This window comes from Trichlorobacter sp. (genome assembly GCF_030247655.1).
Lineage (GTDB): Bacteria > Desulfobacterota > Desulfuromonadia > Geobacterales > Pseudopelobacteraceae > Trichlorobacter.
The window spans coordinates 1-1,896 of sequence record NZ_JAOTRZ010000341.1; the positions used below are offsets into that span (position 1 = coordinate 1).

Consider the following 1,896-nt stretch of genomic DNA (forward strand, 5'->3'; position numbering starts at 1 on the left):
ATGCAGGGGTGCATAGGCCTCTTTCAATGGGAAATGGGCTGCCAGATACCAGGGGGCCTCTTTCAGCTGTTTAATACTGGTAAGACCGGCAAGCCCAACGGAATTTATATTTTCCCATGTGCCTTCGCGCCCTTGCAGGGCAGCATCAATGGCCTTGTTTTTTCCAGCAGGAACCGTGGTAAGAACACGGGATGGGTCTGGATGAATGATTAACGTTCTATCTTGGTCAATAAGGTAAAAATAGCCGTTTTTACCGATTGGTGCGTCTATCAGCTTTTGCAAAAAACCATTTTTCTGCAGACTCTGCCTGCCAACCAAAACACCATGCAGCTGACTGTTCGATCTGTCTTTAATCGGCACGGCAAAGGCGATAAACGGCTGATTCCGGGATGAAGATAGTTTATACGGTGCACTTACAACTGATTTGCCACTCTTCACAACCTGCTGGTAGTATTCATGTTCATGACAATCAAGGCCGGTCCGCTCTTTGTTGAAGGGGGTTTCAGCAACAATACAACCGTGCGCAGAAAACAGAATCAATCCGGAATCAAAGAAAAGCCGGGACTCATCATGGTGATTCAGTGCATTTTGCAGATCTGAAGTTTTTGACTGATGTATCTGTTGCAGGTGGGTTGCCAGATAGTGAAGATAATTACGAGAAGCCGCCAGATTTTCATCCAACTGGTCAGCCAGACTATTTACTGCAGCAGTTTGATTAGTGGCAATGGATTGTTGTAATTCCTGGCGGGCTAAAAAATAGGTGACACCTGACAGCACCAGCAGAAAAAACATGGCGGTTAAGGAGAGCAGAATCGTTGCTTTAATGGTAATGGAAAGGTTCCTAAACCGGTTTAGCATTGGGGCAGTCCTTCCCTGCAAGATGTCTGTTAGTGTAACAGGGAATATGGTTTTGGCAATCAATGCAGCTCACTATTTATGCTTGTTGATGAACCTTTTCTGATGAGCGATCTTCCGTTGGATAAAAAAACGCCGCTGTAATCACGTGGACTAGCAGCGGCGTAAAAGCACCTGTGTATGAAACAGCCTGTTTCAGGTCTGTCTAGGTCAGCTTAAACTGCCCCATCAGGCGTTTCAACTCATCGCCAAGCTGGGAAAGACTATCTGCTGCAGAAGCGGTATCACAGGCACCCTTGGAGGTACCCTCGATAACCTCTGAAATTTTATGGATATTATTAGTTATTTCACTGGTGGTGGCAGTCTGTTCTTCTGCTGCTGTGGCAATCTGACTAACCTGCATGGTCACCGCATTTACCTGACTCAGGATCTCCTGCAGGGCTGATTCAAGTTGTGAAGCCTCAGCAGCCCCTTTTTCTGTGTCCCGAACACCATCTTCCATGGAAACAATCGCCCCCCGTGTTTCCTGCTGAATCGCCTTGATCATATCGCTGATCTCTTTGGTGGCCCGGGTGGTTCGCTCTGCCAAGGCCCGGACTTCATCGGCAACCACAGCAAAACCACGGCCCATTTCACCGGCCCGGGCAGCTTCAATGGCAGCATTCAGGGCCAGCAGGTTGGTCTGATCAGCAATATCCTCAATGGTGGCCACAATGGCACCGATCTGGTCAGAACGCTCTCCCAGAGACGAAATGGCCTGGGCATTGATCTTGGTTTTTTCTCCCCGTTCCCGGATACCCTCAACAGTATGCTTAACTACCTCAAATCCTTTTTCAGTGGTGTTGGCGGCATGTTGAGCGCTTTCGGCAGCTGCATGACAGTTGCTGGCAATATCATTACTGGTGGCTGCCATCTCTTCACTGGCCGTGGCCACAGTCATGGCCTGGGCTGACACCTCTTCTGCGCTGGTGGCCATCTGGTCTGCGGTACTGTTCAGCTCATAGGTGGCTGAGGCCAGGGTTACAGTGGTGCTGGAAGCAC

2 protein-coding genes are annotated in these 1,896 nt (G+C 49.2%); both read right to left on the minus strand.

Features of this window, described 5'->3' with window-relative positions; genetic code table 11:
* Positions 1 to 858 (minus strand): cache domain-containing protein (locus OEL57_RS16460; protein WP_300742002.1); only part of this gene is annotated, 858 nt, incomplete at its 3' end.
* A 202-nt stretch (positions 859 to 1,060) separates the two neighbouring features.
* On the minus strand, positions 1,061 to 1,896 hold an 836-nt coding region (locus tag OEL57_RS16465; RefSeq protein ID WP_300742003.1), incomplete at its 5' end, for a methyl-accepting chemotaxis protein.